The organism is Saccharicrinis sp. 156 (assembly GCF_050589685.1).
Taxonomy (GTDB): Bacteria; Bacteroidota; Bacteroidia; order Bacteroidales; family Marinilabiliaceae; genus Saccharicrinis.
Window position 1 is genome coordinate 18,936 of record NZ_JBNGOS010000051.1, and the last position, 19,678, is coordinate 38,613.

The 19,678-nt window shown below is 40.4% G+C and carries 13 protein-coding genes; 1 reads left to right on the forward strand and 12 read right to left on the reverse strand.

The genetic code is table 11. The features are described from left to right. The first annotated feature begins 172 nt into the window (after positions 1-172). On the forward strand, positions 173-2,803 hold the full coding sequence (locus ACRD64_RS22565) for a valine--tRNA ligase (RefSeq protein WP_430936370.1): 2,631 nt from the start codon (positions 173-175) through the stop codon (positions 2,801-2,803). A 473-nt stretch (positions 2,804-3,276) separates the two neighbouring features. On the opposite strand, the gene ACRD64_RS22570 is transcribed toward ACRD64_RS22565, so the two are convergent. The 12 genes from ACRD64_RS22570 to ACRD64_RS22625 all read right to left on the reverse strand — a co-directional run bounded on the left by ACRD64_RS22570 (position 3,277) and on the right by ACRD64_RS22625 (position 19,307). Then, the gene (locus ACRD64_RS22570; RefSeq protein WP_430936372.1) at positions 3,277-4,827 is read right to left on the reverse strand and encodes a T9SS type A sorting domain-containing protein; all 1,551 of its coding nucleotides are present in this window, start codon (positions 4,825-4,827) and stop codon (positions 3,277-3,279) included. 182 nt (positions 4,828-5,009) lie between these two features. Beyond that, positions 5,010-5,966, reverse strand: a complete 957-nt coding sequence (locus ACRD64_RS22575; protein WP_430936374.1) for a mevalonate kinase family protein — start codon at positions 5,964-5,966, stop codon at positions 5,010-5,012. A 3-nt stretch (positions 5,967-5,969) separates the two neighbouring features. Further along, the gene (gene mvaD, locus ACRD64_RS22580; RefSeq protein WP_430936376.1) at positions 5,970-7,025 is read right to left on the reverse strand and encodes a diphosphomevalonate decarboxylase; all 1,056 of its coding nucleotides are present in this window, start codon (positions 7,023-7,025) and stop codon (positions 5,970-5,972) included. A gap of 21 nt (positions 7,026-7,046) precedes the next feature. Further along, positions 7,047-8,015: a GYDIA family GHMP kinase gene (locus ACRD64_RS22585; protein WP_430936378.1), complete on the reverse strand. Its 969-nt coding sequence runs from the start codon at positions 8,013-8,015 to the stop codon at positions 7,047-7,049. 56 nt (positions 8,016-8,071) lie between these two features. After that, positions 8,072-9,376: a hydroxymethylglutaryl-CoA reductase, degradative gene (locus ACRD64_RS22590; protein ID WP_430936380.1), complete on the reverse strand. Its 1,305-nt coding sequence runs from the start codon at positions 9,374-9,376 to the stop codon at positions 8,072-8,074. A gap of 136 nt (positions 9,377-9,512) precedes the next feature. Next, a complete protein-coding gene (locus ACRD64_RS22595; RefSeq protein ID WP_430936382.1) occupies positions 9,513-10,499 on the reverse strand; it encodes an isopentenyl-diphosphate delta-isomerase in 987 nt (328 codons plus the stop codon). A 59-nt stretch (positions 10,500-10,558) separates the two neighbouring features. Further along, positions 10,559-11,704: an acyl-CoA dehydrogenase family protein gene (locus ACRD64_RS22600; protein WP_430936384.1), complete on the reverse strand. Its 1,146-nt coding sequence runs from the start codon at positions 11,702-11,704 to the stop codon at positions 10,559-10,561. Positions 11,705-11,792: 88 nt separating this feature from the next. Continuing rightward, positions 11,793-13,772 (reverse strand): acetyl/propionyl/methylcrotonyl-CoA carboxylase subunit alpha, encoded by a 1,980-nt coding sequence (locus tag ACRD64_RS22605; protein ID WP_430936386.1) that lies wholly within the window; start codon positions 13,770-13,772, stop codon positions 11,793-11,795. After that, positions 13,747-14,547, reverse strand: a complete 801-nt coding sequence (locus ACRD64_RS22610) for an enoyl-CoA hydratase-related protein (RefSeq protein WP_430936388.1) — start codon at positions 14,545-14,547, stop codon at positions 13,747-13,749. Before ACRD64_RS22610 ends, ACRD64_RS22605 begins: the two co-directional genes overlap by 26 nt. A gap of 6 nt (positions 14,548-14,553) precedes the next feature. Continuing rightward, positions 14,554-16,140: a carboxyl transferase domain-containing protein gene (locus ACRD64_RS22615; RefSeq protein ID WP_430936390.1), complete on the reverse strand. Its 1,587-nt coding sequence runs from the start codon at positions 16,138-16,140 to the stop codon at positions 14,554-14,556. An 87-nt stretch (positions 16,141-16,227) separates the two neighbouring features. Next, positions 16,228-18,612, reverse strand: a complete 2,385-nt coding sequence (locus tag ACRD64_RS22620; protein ID WP_430936392.1) for a hypothetical protein — start codon at positions 18,610-18,612, stop codon at positions 16,228-16,230. Then, positions 18,609-19,307: a protein-L-isoaspartate(D-aspartate) O-methyltransferase gene (locus ACRD64_RS22625; RefSeq protein ID WP_430936394.1), complete on the reverse strand. Its 699-nt coding sequence runs from the start codon at positions 19,305-19,307 to the stop codon at positions 18,609-18,611. Before ACRD64_RS22625 ends, ACRD64_RS22620 begins: the two co-directional genes overlap by 4 nt. Positions 19,308-19,678 lie beyond the last annotated feature (371 nt).

The window sequence follows — 19,678 nt, forward strand, 5'->3', positions numbered from 1 at the left end:
CGTATATGAAGATAAGGAAAAATGAATAGATTGCATGGGCTTACTATTTTTTTTTATTTTTGCAGCTTAATTAATTAAAGCAAATAAATTAGATAAAGTATTTAACAGATTTTGACTGTGTAGATTAGTCTCTAATCTCATATCTTTTATCTAAAAATCTAATAAAACAAACATGGAATTAGCAAGTACGTACAATCCTGCCGACACGGAGGACAAGTGGTATAAGTATTGGATGGATCAAAAATATTTTCATTCCGAGCCGGATGAAAGAGAGCCATATACTGTCGTCATACCACCGCCTAACGTTACAGGAATGTTGCATATGGGACATATGCTCAACAATACCATTCAGGATATTTTGGTGCGTCGTGCCCGTATGATGGGCAAAAATGCTTGCTGGGTTCCCGGTACCGACCATGCTTCAATTGCTACGGAGGCAAAAGTGGTGAACAAACTTAAAAGCGAAGGTGTCGATAAGTCGGACCTTACACGTGATGAGTTTTTAAAACATGCGTGGGACTGGACCGACAAACATGGAGGCATCATCCTTGAACAGCTGAAAAAACTGGGCGCATCGTGCGATTGGGACAGGACTTGCTTTACATTGGATGAAACCCGCACCGAAGCAGTTATCGACACGTTTGTGAAGCTTTACGAGAAAGGATTGGTTTACCGTGGGGTTCGCATGGTAAACTGGGATCCTGATGCTTTGACTGCCGTTTCTGACGAAGAAGTGGTTTACAAAGAGGTTCACTCGAAATTATACTATCTGCTTTATAAAATTGATGGCGAGGACGGGCATGTAACTATTGCCACTACGCGACCGGAAACCATATTGGGTGATACTGCGGTTTGTATCAATCCCAATGACGAACGTTTTAAGCATTTGAAAGGTAAAAGAGTTTTGGTGCCATTGATCAACCGTTCTATTCCAATTATTGAGGACGACTATGTAGATATGGAATTCGGTACCGGTTGTTTAAAAATTACGCCGGCTCACGATTTAAATGACTACGAAATCGGGATGCGTCATAACCTGGAAAGCGTTGATATTTTAAACGATGATGGTACCTTGAGCGAGGCTGCTCAAATGTTTGTGGGTAAGGATCGCTTTGTGGTACGTGATGAAATCATACCTGAACTGCAAACAGCAGGCAATTTATTAAAAGTAGAAGATTACGATAACAAAGTGGGTTGTTCCGAAAGAACCGGAGCTGTGATTGAGCCTAAACTTTCTACGCAGTGGTTCTTGAAAATGAACCATATGGCCAAAGTTGCACTGGATGCTGTGATGACCGATGAGGTTCAGTTTCACCCAGCCAAGTTCAAGAATGTTTACCGTCATTGGATGGAAAACGTGAAAGATTGGTGTATTTCCCGTCAGTTGTATTGGGGACATAGAATTCCGGTTTACTATATGGATAACGGTGATTTTGTTGTTGCCAAAAGCGCTGAAGACGCGGTTCGGTTGGCACAAGAAAAATCTGGAAATAAATTATTAACAATTTCCGATTTGAAGCAAGAAGAAGACGTGTTGGATACCTGGGCTTCGTCATGGTTATGGCCAATTTCTGTATTTGACGGATTTAACCCGGAAAAGAAGGAGATTGATTATTATTACCCAACCAGCGATTTGGTTACAGGTCATGATATTATCTTTTTCTGGGTGGCACGTATGATTATGGCCGGTTACGAGTTTAAAGGAACCTTTCCGTTTAAAAACGTGTATTTCACGGGGATGGTTCGCGACAAGCAAGGTCGTAAGATGAGTAAACAGCTGGGCAACTCGCCCGATCCGTTGGATTTGATTGCCAAGTTTGGTGCCGACGGTGTTCGTGTAGGTATGTTGCTTTGCTCTCCTGCCGGTGGCGACTTGCTATTTGACGAGAGCCTAACGGAGCAAGGACGTAATTTCTCCAATAAAATATGGAATGCTTTCCGTTTGGTCAAAGGATGGGAGGTTAATGAATTACTGCCTCAACCGGAAAGTGCTGCCAAAGGAATTGAATGGTTTGCCCACAAATTAAACCAAACGATAACTTTGGTTGATGACCACTTTAGTAAGTTCCGTATTTCGGATGCATTGATGGCAGTTTATACTTTGTTCCGGGACGATTTCTCATCGTGGTATCTGGAGATTGTTAAGCCAGGCTATCAGCAACCGATTGATGGTGCAACCTACAAGGCGACGATCGAGTATTTTGATAAGATATTAAGGTTGCTTCACCCTTTTATGCCGTTTATATCAGAAGAAATATGGCAATTGTTGGAAGAAAGAAAAGAAGGTGAAAGTGTTATGGTATCGAATATGCCGGTGGCCGGAGAAATAGATAAAAAACTACTGGCAAGTTTTGAGTTAACGCAAGAAGCCGTTGGTGGTGTAAGAAATATCCGTAAGCAAAAAAATATTCCGAACAAAGATTCCATCGCTTTGAGTATTTTGGATAATACAGGGAACTACGATAGAACTTTTGATGCCGTTTTATCTAAGCTGGCAAACGCTGAGGAATTGACTTTTGTAAGTGAAAAAGTAAACGGAGCTTTATCCTTTATGGTTAAAGCCAACGAGTATTTTATTCCGATGGGCGACTTGATCGATGTGGAAGCAGAGATAGCACGTTTAGAGGCTGACTTAAAATACAATAAAGGCTTTTTAGTTTCTGTTACTAAAAAATTAGGCAATGATCGTTTTGTAAATAATGCACCCGAAAAAGTAGTGGCCATCGAAAAACAAAAACAAGCCGATGCAGAAGCCAAGATAAAAGCTTTGGAGGAAAGCATTGCCAGCTTGAAAAAGTCTTGAGCAGACAATAGGCATTGAGATAATACCTGTCAGTCGACAGGCTGGGATAATAGATAAAACGCCGCATTTTGCGGCGTTTTTTGTTGGTCGCTAATCTTTTCCAAGGTTTAAAACTTTGGAAAAGGTGAAATATACAGTATGAAGTTACCTTCACCAGCTTCTTTTTCTTCAGGGAACGTTTGTAGATACCTCCAAAGCCTCCTTTTCGCTTAGGGAAGGCGTGGAGGTTTAACCAAAGCCTCCCTTTTTAATAATGGGAGCCGTGGGGGTTTAACCAAAGCCCAAATTATTGTCGGGGAACGCATGGTTAAACAACCATGGCATGACTTTTCAAGTTTTGGAGCTTTGGTTATTTAACCGTTGCTTCCTTTTTCAATTGTTGAAGTAAAGTAGTTTAACCATGAGTACTTATTCTAGAATTAATTAATCAGGGGGATTGATAAAAGCACTGCACTCCAATTCTTTGCGTAAAATTATTTCTTCACTACCTTAAACACCTCGCCGTTCACTTTTAATATATAATAACCGGTCGATAACTCAGCAGTTGATATGGAATTTTCACCAGCGTAGATTGCTTTTTGCAAAGCAACAGAACCGGTTAGATTATAAAATGTTGCAAATCCATTTTCTTCCGTTTCAATATTGATTGCAGCACTAAATGCTGTTGGGTACACCGAAGCGGCTCCTGAATTATTTATAGCAATACTTGTTGGAATATAATTAAATGTTTCTTTCAACATATTTTCATACATCGAACCTGTCCAATTTTTAGTGATACGTACCTGCATTTTGGCAGTTGCACCTTCATAGGTAATGTCCAATTGGTTGCCTGAAGTTTGTATCCAGTTGTTTCCCTGTTGATTTTCAATTTTGGTTTCTGTGATATGACTAAAGGAATTCAAAGTAGTAGTTGTTCTGTCAACCGAGGCTAGTGTTCCGAGAACATATAACCGTGATAAGGTAACAACGGAGGTAGGTGTTATTTCGGTTTCGAAATAAGAAGTTTCATTCCATTGCGACCCATCCCATTCCTCTTCCTTATAGCTGTTAAACCCCTCGTTTACAATACTCGTTTCCCTTTCGGTATTTACCCAACTGTTGTTTTCCCAAATCAAGTAGGTATCAATAATGGTAGGAGGTAAACCGTTACCATGTCCGTCCGGATATGAACCCTCTTGTTTTTCTGCATTGGTGTAGTTGTCGTCGTCATTTACGTCTCCGCTTCCATTGTACGTTTGATAAGTATAACTGGTAGGGTAACTGCCGTCGACGCCCAAAATATTGTCCCAATAGAACCAAACAACATCAATGTACCTACCTACAAATACAAAATCATTACCATCATGCTCATATTCATATGCCAGGTTTGGTCGATTTTGTGCATCATAAAAATACTCATTTTTTGTTTCTTCAATCCACGCACCAGCAGTACGGTTATAATATATCTCAATGGTCAACAGGTCACCGTTGTATGTCCTGTCCCATTTTTCACCGCCATTCTCTAACCAACCTACAGAGGTCTGATAATAGTAATAAAGCTCACTGGCAATGTTACCCATTGTGTCATATTCTCTGACAGTTCTGTTGCCTCCCGTCACTATCCAGTCGTTTCCAACCCAGGTTGAATAGGTAGTTTCGTAATTAAAGTCTCTATCGTTAAACTGGAAATCTGTTTTTGTGCTGTTTATATAACTACCAGATCCACTGTCGTATAGTTCAAGAATAGTTTCTATAATATTGTCATCGGTGTCATAAGCATGCGTGGTTTGGGTTTCCGGTGTTGTGATTTTGGTAACATTTCCTCGGGAATCGTATTGGTAGCTGACAGTTCGGGGTGAACCCCAGCTACCATCTTCCCAGGTTTCATTTACAATAGAGCTCGGTTGAAATTCTAAATGTCCCGCTTTAAGGGTTGGGTTTTCTGTGTTTTTTATCTGTGTAAGGTTTGATTTAAACGGATGCTTTTTTGCGGATAAGGAAAGAGTGAGTGCAAAAATTAAAAGGAGAGTAAAAGTTGTTTTCATAATAACTGTTTTAGGTGATTTTACTTTTTGGTTACCAATGCAAAACAACTATTAAAAGGGTATGGTTTAGTGTGTGTGTAAAATTCTAACAATCAACATTATTCGTATTTTGTTAGAACTGCCTGATTAAGGTACAAGCATATATGTCATCTTCATTGGCACAATACCACTCATTTTTCAAGCTAAAACTCCTGATAAACGGGTATTACTTCCAGCCCTTGTTCCGCCAGCTCTTTTTTTACTTTGCTAAAATTCCTGGTAAAGCCCAGCAGATATCCTCCGCCTCCGGAGCCACAGAGTTTTAACAAGTAGTGGTTTTTATTGATTCCTTCTTCCCAGTGTTTTAAGAATTCGTCGGGAATCATTTCTTTCAGGTATTGAAACTGGAATTTTGAGAGCTGTTTCAAATGTGTGTAGAAACTGTTTAAATCACCTGATAATAAAGAATGTATACATTTGTTGGTGGTTGGTATTAAATCTTTTTTAATCCTATCTATATATTTGGGATTTAAGCATTTGGTCATGAATAAATCTACCAGAGGACCTGTTTTGCCGGTTTGTTTGGTATTGACAATAAAAACGGCATCATCCGATTTTATATTTTCGCGGGATATACCTATCGAAGAAATATTCTTTTGATCTTTAATAAAAAGAGGGTATTTGAGATAGCAAATTAACGGGTCGATACCGGAACTTTTACCGTGGAAATAAGATTCCAGTCTGGCAAATATTTTTTTAAGTTCCTGTGTTTCATTATTTGAGAGGCCCGCTTTGGCTTCAATCGGGTTTTTACCATACTTTTTATAGAATGCAGCTACCAAAGCACCGCTACTGCCCAAACCATAACCTTCTGGGATTGAGGATTCAAAATATAATCCTTTTTCAATATCAGCATGTATTTTATCCACATCTACCAGATCTGAGGCATATTGTTGCAGGTATGCTGAGTATTTTATTAGCTGTTGGTTCGATTTTTTTGCGAAATCCAAATCGGTATAGCTAGTTGAATTAATGAAATTAAGCGTTCCGTTAAAATGTGCATATGGTATGGTTAATCCGTTGGAGTCGAACAGAATGGAGTATTCTCCAAAAAGAAGAACCTTAGAATAAAAAATGCTGTTTTTGTTGTTTATAGACATTGATTAAGTTATTTCTGCTGGTCCATCGCCCAACTCATCGTGTATTAAATTTTGTTGAACACAATATTGCATCAAATTACGGAGAATAAACTCCTGAACCTGTTTTTTGTTCGCAGCCGGATACAAAACATGAATGTTTGGGCCGGCATCGATGGTGAAACAGACCGGGATGTTATTTTGTTCACGAAATAATCGGATATGTTGAACAATAGAAAGGGAGTTAGGTAAAAGCAAGGTGTATCCCGGAGCTGAACTCATCATCAAAGCATGAAGGCTCAAGGCCTCTGACTCGGCTAAGGCGGCAAACGCATCCCAATCGCCGGATTTAAGAATTTGGAGCAGATTATTGGTGTTGTTGCAGGCCTGCTGTATTCTTCCATTTTTATAAGGGTGGACATCCATTAGTTCGTGACCAACAGAGCTGCTAACCGTTTTTTTATCCTTACTTACGATTAGGATGGTATCCTGAATGTTTTTAAAGGAAGGATGTATATCTCCATGCAGGTGAACTGCGTACATATTGCTGCTGTTGCTTATCTTCGATTCGCCCCAGGAATTCCAGCCGCCAAATACCGATCGGCATGCACTGCCCGAACCCAGACGTGCAACATTGGATATGTGTTCTGTTGAAATCGTTTCGCCGGTTATTTGAAAGTGAATCTTGCTTAAACATAATGCCAGGGCTGCATAGCTACTGGCGGAAGAAGCTATTCCCGATGAGTGGGGGAAAGTGTTTCTGCTTTCTATGGTAAGGTGGCATGTCAACAACCAGGGAAACGTCTCACTTATACGATCGAAGAATACTACTAATTTTTTTTCAAAAGTCATGTTTTTACTTCCTTCAAACATAAAATTAAAGGAGATATTGTTTTGATCGGGAATAAAGCGGTAGTGGATCGAGGTATCTGTGATGGAGTGCTTTAAGCTAAAACTAACGGACGGATTTATTGGGATTTGAATATCCCTTTTCCCCCAATATTTAACTATGGCAATGTTAGAAGGGCTTGTGAAATGAACGCTTCCCTCTACATTTGAGTGATGTGGCTCAGGTATTGTCATAATGGATTTATATACGAGAGCTTAATAGCATTTAGTCTGGCATTCCATACATGGATCATTTAAAACCAAGTCTCTGTATCGAAACATGACTTTTAACTTTTTACCGTGAAAGTAATCTAAAACATATTCTTCAGATTGATTACTTGCCACCATAACAAAATCGCCTCCCCAAGCTCCCAATGATTTGATAGAACCATCAAAATCGCTAAAATGTTCTTGCTTAACCGGGGTTTTGTCTATTATTCTTCCAATTATCTCTTCGTGTTCATCCATGAGTTCCTGAAAATCAGATAAATTGGTACAAACAGCCATGTAAGTGGATATCGCGCTTATTTGACTTATGTCGTCCGGGGATATGTTTTTTTTGTAAAAACCTTTGATGGAGGCTTTCGAGCTTTGTTTCTTTCCAGTATAAATAAAGTATATGTTATTTTTAAAAACAGGGTTAAAGTTGATTTCAACACTTTTGGGTTTTTCATTCACCAATAAAAAGAAAATTGGCATTTGGTGAGCTGCATTGGCCAAGTCATAACCCGATCCTTTAAAAGTTGTTTTGAGCAATTTGTAGGCATCAATCCTAAAAAAATCAGACAGGTTATGCAACAAGGTAGAGCTGCTTCCCAATCCCCATTCCGGCAAAAACTCCAAGTGGGTTAAAGCCTTTTTTCCTAATAAATCTTTTAAGTTAAGAGGACTCAGTTTGATGGCGTTTCTAAGGATTTTTTGCAGTTGTTTGGCAAATATATCATCGGTAGAACTTGTTATGGTTAGTTTGTCGTTAAACTTAACGGAGTTCCATTTCCCTTTGGCATGAGTAGCTTCCCAGGTAAACGCATTTTCATTCGAGTTATAGATATTTAAACTTTGTCCTATTTTTAAAGGTACCGATAATACTTTTGCACCCTTCAGAACCAGATATTCTCCTGATAACATCAGCTTGCCGTTACCTCTGGATGAAAAAATAGGTCTTGGTTTATTTGCTGTACCCATACTTATCAGCTATTTCCTGAAAAGAAAGAGTTTCTGTGTTCTCTTTTCATTAATAATTATTTTTTTTGGTTTTCCTGCCTCTCGGATTCGAGAAACTGTTTTACCGCCGAATGACTGACCGTGCGACTAATGAAATAGTTCTCGGCTTTTTCTTTCTCATCATCGGAAGCATTAAAAGTAAACAAAATATTTGACAAATGCATTTTCATATGACCTTTTTGAATTCCTGAAGTCACCAATGCCGCTAGGGCAGAAAAATTATTTGCCATACCTGCGGCAGCGATTATTTGCATCAATTCCGGTGCCGAGGGGTTAGCTAATAAGGCTAACGACAGTTTAGCCAGTGGGTGAACTTTGGTAAGACCTCCTACGGTTCCCAATGCCATGGGAAGGGTTAGTGTGTAGGTGAATACTTCGTCTTCAATTTTAATTTGGGTGAGCGATGAATACTTGCCCGATTTTGCTGCGTAAGCATGAGCACCTGCCTCAATGGCTCTGTAATCGTTACCGGTGGCCAGTACAACAGCATCCACGCCGTTCATGATGCCCTTGTTATGTGTTACGGCACGCGAGATGTTGTGTTGGGCCAATAAAACCGCTTGTTGAAAACGGTGCGCGAATTCTTGAGGCGAATAGTCGCCACTATATGCTTTCAGAGAATCGATAGGGCAGGAAAGGGTACACTCCACAATACAATCGGGTGTGTAATTTGATAGGATGGCCATGGTAATTTCTACCTGTTTATTTTTATCTTTTGCCTTCAGAATAGTGCAAAGCTGAGCGCCCATTCTCTCAAGGCATGAATTAATGAAATTTGCGCCCATGGAATCCGCTGTTTCAAAACTGATTTGCAAACTGAAACACCGTTCATCGACATCTGTTTCCTGATTTACAACCATGCCGACAATGCCACCACCTCTGCGGCTCATATTTTGCGTAAGGTCATAAACGCTCTCCTTTAGCGCAATTTCAAGGGCGGGCAGGCATTCTTGTAACGCATTTAATTTCCAGTCTGTAGTGAAAAAGAGTTGTCCTACTTTGGTAGTTGAAATCACATGGGTTCTGAACCCACCATGCTTACTCCAGAATTTGGCTGCTTTTGAGGCCGCCGCTACAACTGAACTTTCTTCAATGGCCATGGGTATGGCATATTCTTTTTCGTTTATGATAAAATTTGGAGCAATGCCATAAGGCAAGTAAAAATTACTGATGGTATTCTCGGAGAACTGGTTGTAAACTTCCTGTAATTCTTTGTGCAGGTGAGAATTCAAAACTTCCTTTATAGATGACGGAAGGTTGAATTTTTTTAATAGAACATCTATTTTTTCTTCTTGTGAGAGTTTTGAAAAACCTTGGATCATACTTGTGGGCATTTAGCTGCAGGCAATTAGCTTTTTGCTCAATGTTGCCTTGGTAATTATAATGTTAAATTAAAAGTGTTTTGTATAACCTACATATTTAGTCTATTGCGAAAGGCTATCGACTAAAAGCTACTGTCTATTTTACCTTTAAAAACGCTTCGGCCAGTTGCCAGGCATCAACCATGTTTCGAATAAAAACCTGAAGTTCTTCATAATCTTTAAGCGCATAATTCAAAAAAGCCGATCCCATACCAATAACTGCCGGGAGTTTGCAAATTTTTGTCAGGTAATATCCGTCCAAAAGCGACTTGATGCCTCCTGAGATAATGATTTGTTTACATTTGATATTTCCTTCTTCAACAATTTGGTTTACCATCATGGTCATTTCTTCAGCGGTATGGCCAACGGTAGTAAAACTTTCAAAAATAGAAGAAATATCAATTCTTCGCATTTGCTCCAGCTTGGTAAAGTTTGTTCCACCCAAGGCTCCAAATTCAAGCGCAGCTATATTCATTTTCAACAATGCCCTAATGCTTTCCATCCCCATTCCTTGCCCAACTTCTTTCACAATTATGGGTGATTTAGTTTGTTCCAGCAGCTCCTGGATACATTCTATGGGCGGCCTTTTCAACTTATCCCCTTCAGGTTGAAATGCTTCTTGCAAGGGATTGATATGGATAATGGTGCCGTCTGTTTTAAGTTGTTGGTTCAGGTAGTCGATTTTCTCACTTTCCTTGTTTTCCAGTAACTTCTCCAGCTGGGCGATGCCAAGGTTTGCGTAAAACGGATAATCATCTCCAATAAGGCTTCGTAATTTAAAATCGTCCCAATAATCGTCCGACTCAAACAGAACCCGGCACGAGCCCAGTCCCATCCCCAGTCCAAATTCACCAGCTGCTTTTGCCAGCTTTACATTAATGGCTCCGGCGCGTTGTGTTCCCCCGGTCATGGAGGAAATCCAGAACGGGTGGTTCATTTTTTTCCCCAAAAAAGGAAAGGGTTTAACTTTGCCATTGGGATGTGCCGATAACATAGGTTCATACATAAACCGCGGGTCAGCCTGAGCTCGGCTTATCGAAGCTTCAAAAGCCAAATGAAGATGTTCTTTTTTTCTGTCTTCCATAGGGTAAAAAAAGGAAAGTTTAATGAGAAAGCATCTAATATACGTCAAAAAAATAGATGCTACACACCCAGGCTTCTGGAAATAACCAATTTGAGTATTTCCGTGGTTCCTTCACCGATACGCAATATGCGGTGGTCGCGATAAAAACGCTCGATATCCTGGTTTTTAAATAAGCCAGCGCCAGCAAAAATCTGCACCCCTTCGTCAGATACTTCTGCGGCTACCTCGCTGCAATATAATTTAGCCATGGCGGCTTCCTTACCAAAAGGTTGTTGATGGTCTTTTAGCCAGCAAGCTTTATACAAGAGGTTTCTGGCCAGTTCGATTTTCAGGTCCATATCGGCCAATTTAAACTGTACCGCCTGAAAGCCGGAAATATTTTTGCCGAATTGTTCTCTCTTTTTGGCATAGGCCAAAGCCATTTCAAAAGCTCCCTGAGCCAGCCCTAATCCCATGGCTGCGATTGAAAGTCTCCCGCTATCTAATGTTTTAAGCATTTGCGACAATCCTTTGTCATTGGTGCCCAGCAGGTCACCATCTTTTACCTGGCAGTCGTTAAATTTTATTTCGGCAGTATCGGATGCTCTCCACATCATCTTGCCCAGTGTACGTTTGGCGGAGAATCCCGGCGTATCTCTTTTAATAATAAAAGTGGAATAAGTAGGTTTGCCATTATTTTCGCCGGTTTTAGCCAGGACGGTAATGCCTCCCATAAGTTCGTTGCTCCCATTGGTGATATATCTTTTTGAACCATTGATCCGCCAGCCTCCATTTATCTTTGTGGCGAAGGTCTCCACACCGCGGGCATCAGACCCGGCGGTCGTTTCAGTGAGTCCGAAAGCCCAAAGTTTATTCCCGTTCAATAAGTCCGGGAGCAATGATTTCTTTTGTTCTTCGGTACCGAAATTATAAATGGGAGAAGCCCCTAATGAGTTATGTGCCGCTAAAGTGGCGGCTTGTGAACCATCTACCCTGGCTATTTCTTCTACTGCTATAATATACGACAGGGTATCCATGCCTTGTCCACCATATGCTTTGGGAATATCGATTCCGAATAAGCCTTGTTGCCCCATTTTCTTTGTTATATCAACCGAAAAAGTTTCGTTGGCATCCAATTCTTGCGCAAGAGGCTTAATTTCAGCTTCCGCAAAACCTCTTACTTTTTTTCTTAATTCTTCTTTTTCTCCGTTGTAATATGGATTCATACAATATTCATTTGTTTTTGGCCATCAGTCACTTATTGTTAGTCCATAGTTCAACTATTACCAATGACTAATGTCTAATGACCTGGTTTTATTCTGTTTCTAATAATAGTTGATTTAAATTTACCTGTTGTCCCTTATCTACTGAAATCTTTGTGATGGTGGTATCCTTCCATGCGATCATGTTGTTCTCTGTTTTCATGGCCTCCAATACCATTAAGGTATTCCCTTTTTTTATTTGCTCCCCTTCTTTTATCATAATATCGATGATTCTTCCCGGCATAGGCGCCTTCAGTATTTTTACGGATTCAAGATGATCTTGCTCGTTATTTCGTTTTATTCGTTCAGGCTTATCGCTGATAATTCTTTTATGTCCGTTGTGCTGGATGTAGAAATAACCATTGTCGCCAAGCAAATAATGAACTAAATAGGGCTTTCCGTTAATAATAAATGAAAGTTCGTTTTGTTCAATTTGTATGGAAGAAATTTCAACAGGTGTTTTCTGATCAATTTGAATTTGGATTGATTCGGAATCGATATCGATAACATCAATTTCCACTTTGTACCCATCAAAGAATATACGGTGCTGTTGCGATAATCGCCAATAACCAAGTTTTTTCCAGATGTTTTCTGATGAGATTTTAGCATTGTTTTTTAAAATGATAAAGGAGGCGGCAATGACTTCCAGTTCAGCGCCTAAAACAGGCTTTTGAGTCAACAGGTAATCCTGTTTTGTCTCGAAAAACGAAGTGGAATAATTTCCTTTCTGAAAATCTTTGTCTTTTAATGTTTGAATAATAAATTCTCTGTTTGACTCCACCCCAAATAAAGCATAGTTGTTCAAAAAGCTTATTAGTTGGTTGATGGCTTGCATACGGTCCTTACCATGCGAAATCACTTTTTTTAACAGCGGATCAAAGTTTGGGTTTAGGTTCTCTTCGGGTTGCGCTCCACCATCGATTCTGATATTTGGATGCGAAGGAATGTGCGTGCCGATTATTTTTCCGGTGGAAGGTGTAAAGTTATCTCCCGGGTCTTCCGCGTAAATTCGTGCCTCAATGGCATGTCCGCAAGGCTTAATTTCACTTTGCTGGTAAGTGATCGGCATGCCGGATGCAATCATAATTTGTTCTTTGACAATGTCTATTCCGGTTATTTCCTCGGTTACCGGATGTTCAACCTGGATACGGGTATTCATCTCCAGGAAATAGTGCTTTTGATCCGGAGTTAATAAGAACTCTACGGTACCTGCATTTGTATATCCGATATGTTTGGCAAGTTTTAGGGCATCCTCAATTATTTTCATTTTAATTTTCATATTCAAATTGGGCGCCGGCGTTTCCTCAATCACTTTTTGGTGGCGTCGTTGAATAGAGCATTCCCGTTCGAATAAATGAATCGTGTTTCCATAGTTGTCGGCCAGTATCTGTACTTCAATGTGCCTGGGGTGCTCTATATATTCTTCAACGTAAACCGATGGATTACCAAAATACCTTTGCGCTTCGGATCCGGCCCGTACAATTTCGCTTTCCAGATCGTTGTGTTTGTAGACTACACGCATGCCTTTGCCACCACCTCCTGCGGCGGCTTTAATAATCACAGGCAGTTTCAATGATTTGGCTTCGCTTAACATTTGTGGTACACTGCCGGTGATTTTTTTTAGTAAGGGGATTTTGCAAGTAGCTGCAATTTTATTGGCCTCGTCTTTATTGCCCATCATTTTAATATGATGCGCTTTGGGGCCGATAAAGACAATGTCGTTTTTTGCGCAGAGTGCGGCGAAGTTATCATTTTCCGATAGGAATCCGTAACCGGGATGAATGGCATCCACCCGGCACCGCTGGGCCAAATGGATAATTTGATTGGCGTTCAAATACGTCTCCTCCAATGTTGTTCCATTCATCAAAGCTTTCAGGTCGGCCTTTTCAACATGCAGGGCATCTTTTTCCTCCTGTGTATAAATGGCCACCGTTTCAATGTCCATTTCTTTGGCCGTTTTTATAATTCTAACGGCTATTTCGCCCCGGTTGGCAATCAGAATTCTATTAAACTGATGGTATGTTTTCTTCATTGTTCCATGCTGGTTTTCGTTTTTCAAAAAATGCCTTAACGCCTTCCTGACCCTCCTTGGAGATCCTTGCATTGGCAATCAGACGGGCACAAAAGAGCAGCGCCGATTCATCATCCTCACTTTCTTCAAGACGAAGAATAAGTGCTTTGGTTTGTATCAAGGCATCCGGAGCCCCTTGAGCTACAGCTTGAGCAATGCTTAACGTTTTTTTTCTTATCGTTTTGCCATCGGCAATAAAATGCACTAGAGCTTCAGCTTGTGCTTCCTTTGCGGAAAAAGGATTTGGTATTAATAACCGTTTTCGGGCGTTGCTGCCCCCCATTTTAGATATGATGTAAGGGGCTATTGTAGCAGGAATAATCCCCAGCTTCACCTCGGGAAAACCAAAAGTTGAATCTGGTTCGCACAACACGATATCGGAACAGGCCATGAGTCCAACAGCACCGCCAAAAGCCGATTTTCTGACCTCGCAAATGACAGGGGTAGGAAATGTATGGATGGTTTCGAATAAAGTATTGAATAGCTTGGCATCGTTAATGTTTTCTGTTTTTGATTGCTTTATCCCTTCTTTCATCCATTCTAGATCCGCACCGGAACAAAAATGATCGCCCTCTCCATAAATTACCAACACCCTGAAAATTCTATTGGCTTTGTTTTTGTTTAGGGTCTGAATAATTTCTTCAATCATTCTTTTGTTGATGGCGTTTTTCTTTTCGGGCCTGTTTAAACCTAAAAAAGCAATTCCATTTTCGATGTAGAATTTAATAGTTTCCATAGATGTTTACATTCTGAAAATACCGTATGAAGAGGTATTGTTGGGTTTGTTTTGTGCAATGGTTAAGCCAATTGTCAGAATTGTCCGGGTATCGGCAGGATCAATAATTCCATCATCCCACAGTCTACTGGTGGCGTAATATGGCGAGGCTTCATCCTCGAAACCGTGCTGTGTTTTTTTCTTAAGTTCGTCGAGTTCTTCTTCCGAGATATCTACACCGTTTGCTTTGGCCTGGTCTTTTTTTACGGTTACCAAAACATCGGCGGCCTGTTGCGGACCCATTACCGATATGCTTGCGTTGGGCCACGAGAAAAGCAAGCGCGGACCAAAGGCCCGACCTCCCATGGCATAGTTGCCCGCACCATAGCTTCCTCCAATCATAACGGTAAAGAAGGGGACCCGGGAGTTAGCCAATGCATTTAACATTTTGGCACCATCCTTGGCAATACCTCTTTTTTCATATTCTTTGCCCACCATAAAACCGGTAATGTTTTGAAGAAAAACCATGGGTAAATTCCGGTTGTTGCACAGCTGAATAAAGTGCGCTCCTTTTTGCGCCGATTCTGAAAATAGTATGCCATTATTCGCTAGTATGCCCACACGAAAACCGTTGATGGTGGCATGTCCGGTCACCAATGTCGAACCGTAATCAGACTTAAACTCCTTAAATTCACCGCTGTCTGTCAGATGTTTAATCAGTTCCCTTACATCTTTTTGCCGACTTCCCCCAGAGGGTATTTGATGATAAATAGCTTCCCTGTTATATATGGATGGTTTCGGTTTTTCACGCTGATAGTTTTCTTTTTCGGGATGAGGCAAGGATTTGAAAATATCCCTGCAAATTTCAATAGCATGGTGATCGTCATCCGCCAAATGATCTGCAACGCCAGACTCGGATGTGTGCAATTTTCCTCCACCCAGTTCTTCGGCCGTAACGTCCTCTCCGGTAGCAGCTTTTACTAATGGAGGGCCGCCTAAAAAAATGGTGCCTTGATTTTTTACGATGATGGTTTCGTCGCTCATGGCAGGTATGTAGGCGCCGCCTGCCGTGCATGAGCCCATTACGATGCTAATTTGCGGGATACCCATGGCCGACAATCGGGCCTGGTTATAAAATATCCTTCCAAAATCTTCTTTATCCGGAAATACATTGGCTTGTTCGGGTAAAAAGATGCCTCCGGAATCGACCAGGTAGACACAGGCCAAATTATTTTGTCCGGCAATTTCTTGTGCCCTTAGATGTTTTTTAATGGTTTCCTTAATATAAGTTCCTCCTTTTGTGGTTGCATCATTGGCAATGATGACGGATTCGCGGCCTTGAATAATGCCAATCCCGGTAATTATTCCGGCCGAAGGAAAATTGTCGTTGTACTGACCGTACGCAGCCAATGGTGACAATTCAACAAAGGGTGTTTGTTCATCAACCAGCAAATTTATGCGTTCGTGCGCAAGTAGTTTGCCTCTTTTTTTATGCCGTTCTTTTTGCTTGCTGTTTACCTCGGTTAGGTTTTTAATGATTTGATTAAACGCGGTTATCTTGCTGGTAACAGCGTCGTTATTGTCAGTAGTGATATGGTCTCTGTTACTCGTCATTTTTGTCCTGAATAAATGGCATGCTTAAATAACCATGGGATTTGCAAAATGTTTGCAAGTAGTCAAAATTATCAACTGCTTGATTCTTTAAGACATTATTGATTTTAATAAAAGATTAACAAATATGGAGGCCATCAAGTAACTTGCCGAGGCGATCGTAAACAATATGCTGAATCCAAATTCCATGGAGAGTATCACGGCTAAGGGTGTGGCAATGACAGATAAAAGACCGTTAATGGCCCATGCTGTTGGTATTTGGTTTTGTTTAGAGTGGGATAATTTAAGAATAGCCGAAGGAAATGGTATTCCCATAAAAAAGCCGATACTTCCAATGAATACAAAAACAATAGCTATTTTATAAACTAACACATAGGAAATGGTGCTGTTAATAACAATGGGATTAAGAATGGCCAATATAATGAGTAGACCGGAAACAATAAGTGGTGCTGCCCATAAATGGCGCATGAATAAGCTGTATTTAGAGAAGTAGCTGCCTAAACCTGAAGAAATCAACAAAATGCCGATGATGATTGCGATAGTGTATGTTGGGTTTGAAAAATAAATATTGAACTGGTGAATCAAAGACATTTCCGTGATCATATAACCCAAACCGATGGCAGAGAAGTACAAAAAGACACTTGATTTAAAACTTGTTTTACCCACATGAATAAGTGGGAGTATGATAAAAATAATCCCTAAAAGCGTAATTAATAACAAGGTTACTAATGCAATATAATATCCCAACTCAAAATAAGGCAATGAGTTGAGCTTATAGATTTTACTGATTTCAGAGAGCGAACCCAGTTTAATAAAATGAGAGAAATAGGGTTTGTTGTCTGTTGCCGGGCGTATTTTAAAAGGATATGAATGGTAAAGCGCTGTTTTTTGAGGACTGGTTAATTTTTTTAAATAGGCTGTAAACATGGGGTCGTTTAATTCGTGTATGGGATCCATAGCTTCGTCAACTTCTTGATCAAAACTCATGAAGTCAAAAAGTAACGAATCACAGAAAAGCCTCGCTGCTTGATATTCTAATTTGGTAAAAGGGGTTCGCTTGACCAGGAAAGAAAGCTGGTTCCAGTTTTTAACAGCCATTAAATGATCGCTTGTTTCCTTTGCTTTCGCCGCAAGGATATCATCCAGGGTAGCTACCAACTTATATGAATTGCGATAAGGGTAATCTAACCAGCACGATACCGATAATACTCCATCCGGGGATAAGTGTTCCCATGCTTCTGAAAAGGCTTCCACAGTCAGCCAATTTTGTTCCTCCAGGGCATATAGTCCGGTTGTTCCGTAAAAGGAACCTACCGTTGGAAATAGAATAACATCGTATTGTTGCTGATCATGTTTTAGAAAGGATCGGGTATTGGTATTGATAAAATATAGTTCGGGTTTTGTTTCTCTTGTTGAAAGGCGGGACTTTGATATTTTATGCAAAAGAGGATTGCTTTCAATGCAGGTGATAGAATTTGATGGGTGTAACATGGGAAGATGTGCCGGTTCCCCGGTACCGGACTGCAGAACAAGGTTTTTAGGTCGTGGTTTGAGTCGGTAGGCCAGGGTTTGAGGACTGTAATTTAAAACCGGGAATATATTGCGGGTGCTGTCCAAGGTAAGATATCCCGCCGCATCACCGTTAACAAAAACCATATTTGCATAAGGAATGGGGTTGGTATTCAGTAAACTGACAGAAGGAGCATATCGAATGGCAGGTGAAGCTACTTGTTGTACCAGACCAAAGGGGCTGTTTTGTTGCCATGTGACTTTTGCATCAGGAAGGTTCATGGTTTTGCTAAAACCCTTGAATTGCGAAGATTTGACGGTAGGTGCAAAAAACAGGTTTACGGCCATCATTATTATACATGCGGATAATATTGGATAGAAATATTTTATATTGCCTTTGGCATAACGATAAATACCGGCACCAATCAATGGCATGGTGGCACAAAAGACAGAAAGGTGTTGGGGAAGGATAACCCACATAGCCAACACCATAAATATTCCACCAAGTCCGGAACCAACAAGGTTGGCGAAATATAGCTTACCGACTTTATATGAACCATACGTGAATGACATTCCTATGGCTGTGGCAGCCCATAAAAACGGAATGAAATATAATACGCAGGTCCCCAATAAACGAAGGATGTGGCTCAAATCCGAAAATAACAGGTAGGTGTCAAACAGTAACCATTTGGTCCCTGTTAACAACGGAGATATGAGCATCGAAATAGCAGTAAAAAGCAGCAACAGTGTATAATATTTATCAAAATCTTGTAAAAGTTTGTCCTTGAAAATAGCCAAAAGTGTGCCCGAGGTTCCAAATCCGAGCAGGGCAATGGATATGACCATGAAAGCCATGTAATGCCATTGCTGAATCGAAAGTATTTGCATAAGGGCAAGTTGGTAACCAATCACGGAAGCCGACAGTAAGGCTATGCTAAATTCCAGTTTGTGAGACGGTTGGTTCATTTTGAACGTGTAAAAGGAACAAAGCGCACAGGTAACAAGGTTCGTGTGTTTATTTTTGATTCTTTTTTGCGGACAAGAACCAGTTTTTGTACTTCAAAAGGATGTCCGACCGGAATAATCATATAGCCGCCCACCTTAAGCTGCTTGGTTAATGGAGGAGGGATGTAAGATGCGGCGGCGGTAACAATAATGGCATCGTAAGGCGCATGTTCTTTCCAGCCATCATAACCGTCGGAAATTTTTATGTGTATATTATCGTATCCCAGGTTTTTGAGTGTTTGCGATGCTCTGCTCCCCAGCTCGGGAATAATCTCAACAGTATACACGCTGTCTACTATTTCGGCTAAGACGGCTGCCTGATAACCTGAACCGGTTCCTATTTCCAGCACCTTGTAATCAGAAGTGGGATGAATGGCCTGTGTCATATAAGCCACGATATAGGGTTGTGAGATGGTTTGTCCGTAACCGATAGGTAACGGGCCGTCGTCGTATGCTCTTTCGACATAAACTGAGGGAACAAATAAATGCCGGGGCACATTTTGCATGGCCCGTAACGTTGCTTTATCCGTAATTGACCTTAGTATCATTTGTTCTTTAACCATAGTGCTTCTGGCTTTTTCAAATTTATCCTGCGATAAAACTTGAATGGGACTAAAGAATATCAATAGCAGCAATATGATGGTTAGTCGTATCATGAAAGCATTGAATTGTATTGATAAAGTTACAAAAATCATTGCCTAAAGTCCATGAATAAATACACTAAACTAATTGCAAATGATGGATGGCATAATTCGGGTTGCTACATTTTTTGCGAAACGATAAACATCGGATAACATAACGGGCTCATAACTATTAACCCTCTTTCGCACAGTCTTTTAATGTGGGGTTATGGTATGTTTTTTTATTGGTTTGTGGGCAAAGATATTATTACGTAATTCTATTTGGTTTTTTGTTCACAGATGCCTATAATTTTAAGGATTAAAGCCGCAATATGCATTAGAAATTCTATTACCCATTGAAATTACTTTAAAACAAGACACTTGGTTGCATCACTTCAACTCACCAG